Genomic DNA, 6,291 nt, shown 5'->3' on the forward strand with positions numbered 1-6,291 from the left:
GATTATTATTTCCGCCAACATATTTAAACAAGGTGAAGCTGCAAAGCACATTGCATGGAAAGACAATCCTTATTACGGGTGCAAGCTCAGGTATTGGGGAGCAGTTAGCCTATATGCTAGCGGAGCTAAATGTCCATTTACTATTAGTAGCAAGAAGAGAAGAGAAGCTGTTGACGATGAAAAAAGAAATTGAAAAGTCAGCAGCAATAGTTAGTATTTTTCCAGCAGATTTAAGAGTGGATGAAGAGATGCAGGGACTGCTGACATTCATTCGACACCTGCCTTCCGGATTGGACATCGTTGTTAGCAATGCGGGAATATCAATTAATCGATCTATTATGCATTCCCTAGATCGGTACCACGATTTTACCCGTACGATGGCCATTAATTATTTTGCACCGGTTCAACTACTGTTGTCAGTTATTCCGATACTTGAAAAAAATAAAGGTCAGATCATTAATGTTTCTACTATCAACGCTTTACTGCTGCCATTTCCCTTTTGGGCTGCATACCAGGCATCCAAGTCAGCCTTTGATACATGGCTTCGGTCCGCAGCTCCTGAATTGAATGCAAAGGAGATTTCAACCACAACGATCTATCTGCCATTAGTTAAAACACCAATGATCCTGCCAACAGCTGCTTATCAAAAAATGCCTGCCATGTCCTCCGAGCATGTTGCCAAAATCATTTGCCAAACGATGTATACAAAAAGAAAAAGGTACAGGCCGTGGTGGCTAATATTTGGGCAGCTTGCATCCATAGTTTTTAGAGGAATATGGGAACGTTTTAGCCCAGTTATTTTAAGAAAAAAGGGGAAATGAAACATGAAAATATTAAAACTCATATTCGTTTTATATAAAATCAAATTACTTTCCCCTTTAGGCTTATATAGGTTACTGGCAGCGATTTCAAAGAACGGAATCAATATCATGACTCTCCTGCAAATTGCAAAAGGGGCATACGGGAACAAAGTTGCATTAGTTGACGATAATGAAACAATAAGCTACAACCAATTATTCTCCCAATCAGAAAAACTTTCTATGGTTCTATTAGAAAAATACGGGCTTAGGTGCGGTCAGAAAGTAGGTTTTCTGTGTAAAAATCACACTTCCTTAGTCAGATCTATTTTTGCTGTTTCTCGATTAGGAGCAGATATTTATTTACTCAATCCAGAAATGAGCAAAAATCAGTTTATATCACAATTGGAAAAACATCATTTTGACTTCCTTGTATATGATCCGGAGTTAAGGACGATTATTGATCAAGCAAACTACACAAAAGAAAAGGTTTTGAGCTATCATGACCAACTGCCTGCAATCAATCAGTTAATGACCACAAATATGAATAAGGAAATAAAATTGCAAAGAACTTCTATGGGTAAAATCATGCTGCTGACAGGCGGCACGACGGGAAAATCAAAGGAAGCCTCTCATAAACCATCACTATTCAATTATTTAAATCCATTTGTCAGTCTGCTCACTAGACTTAAGCTTATGAAGTACAATCCTGTTTATATTGCTACTCCTATCTACCATGGCTATGGTGTAGCTGTATTATTTTTATTTATCACATTAGGGAAAAAAGTGGTGATCAGCAAAGGGTTTCAGGCTCAAAAAGCCTGCCAGCTTATTCGAGAGCACAAGGTTCAAGTCGTAACGGTCGTGCCTCTAATGATCCATAAAATGTTAAAGCATAATGCTGAGGATTTAAAATCTCTTTCATGTATAGCTTCCGGCGGTGCACAGCTTAATCCTAAACTTGCAGATGAGGTTTTTCATAAATTAGGAAATGTCTTGTGCAATTTGTACGGCACTTCGGAAACGGGCTTAAATATTATTGCAGCCCCGCAGGACTTAAAGTATTCAGTTCATACGATTGGAAAAAGAATAAATGGTGTCCCCTTAAAAGTACTGGATCAAAATAAGGATGAGGTAGAAGCCGATACAATTGGACAATTTTGCGTGAAAAGTAAGTGGTCATTTAGAAATAGGAAGGCTTCTTGGATTGAAACAGGTGATTTAGGTTATCGTGATCATAATGGGTATTATTTTTTATGCGGAAGAAAGGATGATATGGTTGTTTCCGCTGGAGAAAATGTGTACCCGATTGAATTGGAGCAGGTTCTTATCCAACATAATCTTATAGAAGATGTGGCTGTGATCGGCATGAATGACGAACAATTTGGACAGAGGTTGAAAGCATTCGTGAAACCAATGAGACATGCTAACCTTACAGAAGAGGAGATTTTTGAATGGCTGCGCCCTAGAGTTGCAAGGTTTCAAGTTCCAAAAGAGATCGTTTTCATCGATCAGATGCCATATACTCCTTTGGGGAAACTTGATAAAAAGCGGTTAAAAAATATGGAAGGATAAGTGTCTTGTCTACTAAAGCTTTTGGATAAAATAATAGGTCTACCTGATAGAAATTTGTAAATTGAGGAGAGAATGCATATGAACAATCTGACAAAGTTTAAAATATTTAAACCGGCAAATGAAGTATTTGAAGCCTTCGTGGATCCATCAAAAATTGGTAACTTTTGGTTTTCGTCAAGTTCTGAAAAATGGGAAGCGGGTAAGATCATTACATGCAGATATGATGAGTACAATGCCGAAGGCGAACTAAAAATGATAGAAATCATTGAAAATAAAAAAATTGTGTTCCAATGGGGTGCGAATGGAGAGGAGCATATTGTCACCATTTCACTAGATGAACTAGATGATTCAAGTACAATTATTGAAGTTAATGAAGAAGGTTTTAATGAGGAAGCTGATGATTTCATCAGCCAATTGATAGATAATAAGGAAGGCTGGGTTTATATGCTTACCTGTTTAAAGGCTTATCTTGAATTTGGGGTGAATAAATTAAGAGCTGGAATAGTTAAATAATAACCCTTCAAGTTTCATTGCCCCAACGATCTGTTGGGGCTTTTGAATATCATAAATTTAAATAATCAATAATGCACTTACCAAATACACTACAATCGCTATAGCCCCGCCTATAGCAGAAACCTTCAATTTATAGCGGGCATAGTCGACAAGAGAGAGGTCGAGAATAGATGCAGTTGTAATGGTTGTATCACCAAGCGGCGAGGTGATTGCCCCAAATGCTCCGCTGGCAAATACAGCCCCTACGGTCAAAGGGATAGAAGCCCCGGTAGAAACGGCTAAGGTGATTCCCAGAGGCATTAATAATCCCCAAGTTCCCCACGATGACCCTATAAAATAGCCGACTATCGATCCGATCAAAAATATCGTTGCAGGGGTCATAAAAGCAGGTAAAAAGGTTCCTAATGTTGACCCAATAAATTCTGAAAAGCCAAGATCTTCGGCCGACAAAGTTAATGCCCAAATCAAAATAAGGAGACTGATGGCCTGCATCATTTGATTACCTCCATCGTAAAAGTGATACAGGACTTCACTCAATTTTTGTCTCCTTATCATATAAAAGGTGAAGGTTAAAATAAGTGAAATAAAAACTGCCAAAAGCATGACAAACGTGGCATCTGCCATGGAGAATGCTTCAAAAATGGTTTTAGCCCCGAGGGAAGTTCCGTTTTGCCATAATAGAAATAACGATAATGCCAGCAAGATAAAGACTGGAAAGATTAAATGCCACGGCTGTGCTTTTACTAAAGACAATTCCTTTTTGATGCCCAATCGATGGAATTCATGTTCTTCATGCTCACTATGTTCCTGATTCGCTGTTGCTTTGGGATTCATCATTTTCTTAGAAGGCGGAAAAAAGGTTTGGATAATTCCGATGACTAACATGATGATGGCATAAAAATTAAATAAAATACTTAGTAAAAATATTTGATAGGGTGACATTCCTAAGTCTAAACCTTGGATTCCCCCGGCCACTAAAGAGACCATAAATCCGACAAAGGCTGTGGCTACTGGTAATAAGACGATAACGGACTCTGTCGATATATCTAGTGTCATGCCCACCTTTTGCCTTGAAAGGTTCATTTTATTAATGAGAGATTTAACAATCGGTCCAATCATCATAATCCGAAACATTGGCATCATAAACGTAAACGGAAGGGTCAGCCAAATAAGCCCAAGCAGCCCGCGCTCGGTCTTTATACGTTTTCCAATCCATTCTGAAAAGCCTTTAATGCCCCCTGCGATATTCATCATTCCAACCAGACCGCCAAATAAATATAAAAACCCGACAATCTTAATATTTGTATCGTTAGATAAAGTTTTGACGACATAGGAAATCGCCTGCTGAGTACCGGCTAATAGATCAGATGATACTAGGATAGATCCAACCAGAAGCCCAACAACAAGTCCCGGCAGAATGTCTTTTAACCATATAGACATGGAAATGACGATGATAAATGGTAATAAAGAAAGCCAAGCGTGCTCCAAAATGGTTCCTCCCCTTAGCCTGTTTCTATTTAAACGTTAGAGATATACATAAAGCCCAAGTTACTCATTCACTAAGCTAGTATTGCCAAATCCAGCTTGTGATTATTACTAATGGTTTTAAGAGGCCCCTTAAAATAATAAAAAAACCAGCAAGGAGTTTTGGTTCTCCATTACCGATTTTTTCGTTTTATACTTTATTCTCTTACGCCAATGAAGGGCTTAAGTTGGTAATATACTAATGTCATAATTACGTCTACTAGGGTAATTCTTGGATTAAACGGACATACGTTCCGTTATTTCGCTAAAATGCTTCATTTTTACGTGATTTTTATTAATTAACGTACTCAGTGTCCGACCACACCTCCAAAATAGCGTTATTATGAAAATAATGTTCTCAGTGTCCGCAAAAAGTTAAAACTTTTGAGAACGGGTGCCTGAACTGAACAGAACAAGTAAAAAAAAACGCATGGATTTCATTATTAGCCATGCGTTTTTGGAGAAACTACTTCAATTAGATATCACGAAACACACTTTCTAAGTCATCATAACCACGATGATCCTTCAAACTAGGATTATCAGATTCAAGTGTCCACTCATCATTTTCTTGTACTAATTCACCTTGATCATTTTTAAGATAAGGGCTATGAATATGGAACGTTTTCCCCTCTTTATTCACAGTATATCCTAGGTAGTACCGATCACCTTCACCATGTTCCTCAAAAATACCAATATCATCAATACCATATTTTTCGATATAGGATTGAAACGGCTGCTGTAATTCATTAATGATTTGTTCTCGTGGTAAAAATTCCATAGAAATTTGCTCCTTCCAATTAATCCTATACTTAATATGGCATTCTTTAGATCTTTTCATTAATAAAAGGAATGAAATTCTTCCGTAGTTGTATTTTTAGTCGTTCAGTAAATGATGAAGGATTCTTTCTCGGTTCTCAAAAAATTGTTTCATCATTCGGAAATGTCCCGTTTCTTCAAGCTGAGTTTCTTTTGCGCCATCCTCTGTAAATTCGATAATGGCAGCATTCGGATAAGACATGATGATGGGTGAATGAGTGGCAATAATGAATTGGGAATTTTGACGGACTAATTCGTGAATTCTTGCCAGCATGGATAATTGTCGCAGGGGAGATAACGCTGCTTCTGGTTCATCCATAATGTAAAGGCCGTTTCCCCCAAACCGATTCATGAAAGTTGCCCAAAAAGATTCCCCATGTGACTGTTTATGAAGTGACACGCCTCCGAAAGAATCGATAACTTTCGGGCTTGTCCCGAATTCCCTATCCATTTCCTCAATATTAGACGCTACATTATAGAAGGTTTCTGCTCGAAGAAAGAATCCATCACTAGGTTTTATAACTCCCTTCACCAACCTAATATAATTGTCTAATTCCGAATGGGAATCATAAGTAGCAAAATTGAAATTAAATGAACCGCCTTCCGGATTAAATCCAGCCGCAACCGCAATCGCTTCCAATAAAGTTGATTTCCCCATGCCATTATCACCCACAAAATAAGTTACATTCGGATGAAAGGATAGCTCATCCAGCGTTTGAATGCTAGGTAAATTAAATGGGAATTTGTTAAAGGAAGGGATATGATCACGTTTAAGTTTAATCCCTCTTAAATAATCATTTTCTATAAAATGCTCCATGCTTAATTCTCCTATGATTTGAATTTGTTTTATTTTAACAAACAATTGGAAATTATTCCTTTAAAGGATAGTAAAATGTAATAAAAGAAATCAAACATAAAAAAAGGATAAATGAAATGAAAATTTTAGCTTTAGACATTGGGGGTACTTCTATTAAGACGGGGGTATGTGATCAAAACGGGCATCTGGGTCATGTATATTAGAGTATTGCCTTTAAAAGAATGGAGATGAAACATGAAAATCATTAAA

6 protein-coding genes are annotated in these 6,291 nt (G+C 37.5%); 3 read left to right on the forward strand and 3 right to left on the reverse strand.

Annotated elements, in window-relative coordinates; all coding sequences use genetic code 11:
- From V7149_RS14670 to V7149_RS14680, 3 genes are all read left to right on the forward strand, one after another.
- The coding region (locus V7149_RS14670) for an SDR family NAD(P)-dependent oxidoreductase (protein ID WP_335346357.1) at positions 1-821 on the forward strand (821 nt) is incomplete at its 5' end.
- A 3-nt stretch (positions 822-824) separates the two neighbouring features.
- Positions 825-2,372, forward strand: coding sequence for an AMP-binding protein (locus V7149_RS14675; protein WP_335346358.1), 1,548 nt, complete (start codon positions 825-827; stop codon positions 2,370-2,372).
- 78 nt (positions 2,373-2,450) lie between these two features.
- A complete protein-coding gene (locus V7149_RS14680; RefSeq protein ID WP_335346359.1) occupies positions 2,451-2,885 on the forward strand; it encodes an SRPBCC family protein in 435 nt (144 codons plus the stop codon).
- 57 nt (positions 2,886-2,942) lie between these two features.
- Here V7149_RS14680 and V7149_RS14685 read toward each other — a convergent pair whose 3' ends face one another.
- The 3 genes from V7149_RS14685 to V7149_RS14695 all read right to left on the reverse strand — a co-directional run bounded on the left by V7149_RS14685 (position 2,943) and on the right by V7149_RS14695 (position 6,042).
- On the reverse strand, positions 2,943-4,373 hold the full coding sequence (locus V7149_RS14685) for a Na+/H+ antiporter NhaC family protein (protein ID WP_335346360.1): 1,431 nt from the start codon (positions 4,371-4,373) through the stop codon (positions 2,943-2,945).
- A 511-nt stretch (positions 4,374-4,884) separates the two neighbouring features.
- Positions 4,885-5,187, reverse strand: a complete 303-nt coding sequence (locus tag V7149_RS14690; protein ID WP_335346361.1) for a DUF5634 family protein — start codon at positions 5,185-5,187, stop codon at positions 4,885-4,887.
- 96 nt (positions 5,188-5,283) lie between these two features.
- A complete protein-coding gene (locus tag V7149_RS14695) occupies positions 5,284-6,042 on the reverse strand; it encodes an AAA family ATPase (RefSeq protein WP_335346362.1) in 759 nt (252 codons plus the stop codon).
- Positions 6,043-6,291 lie beyond the last annotated feature (249 nt).

The organism is Bacillus sp. JJ1503, from assembly GCF_036965125.1.
In the GTDB taxonomy this organism is placed as follows: Bacteria; Bacillota; Bacilli; order Bacillales; family Cytobacillaceae; genus Cytobacillus.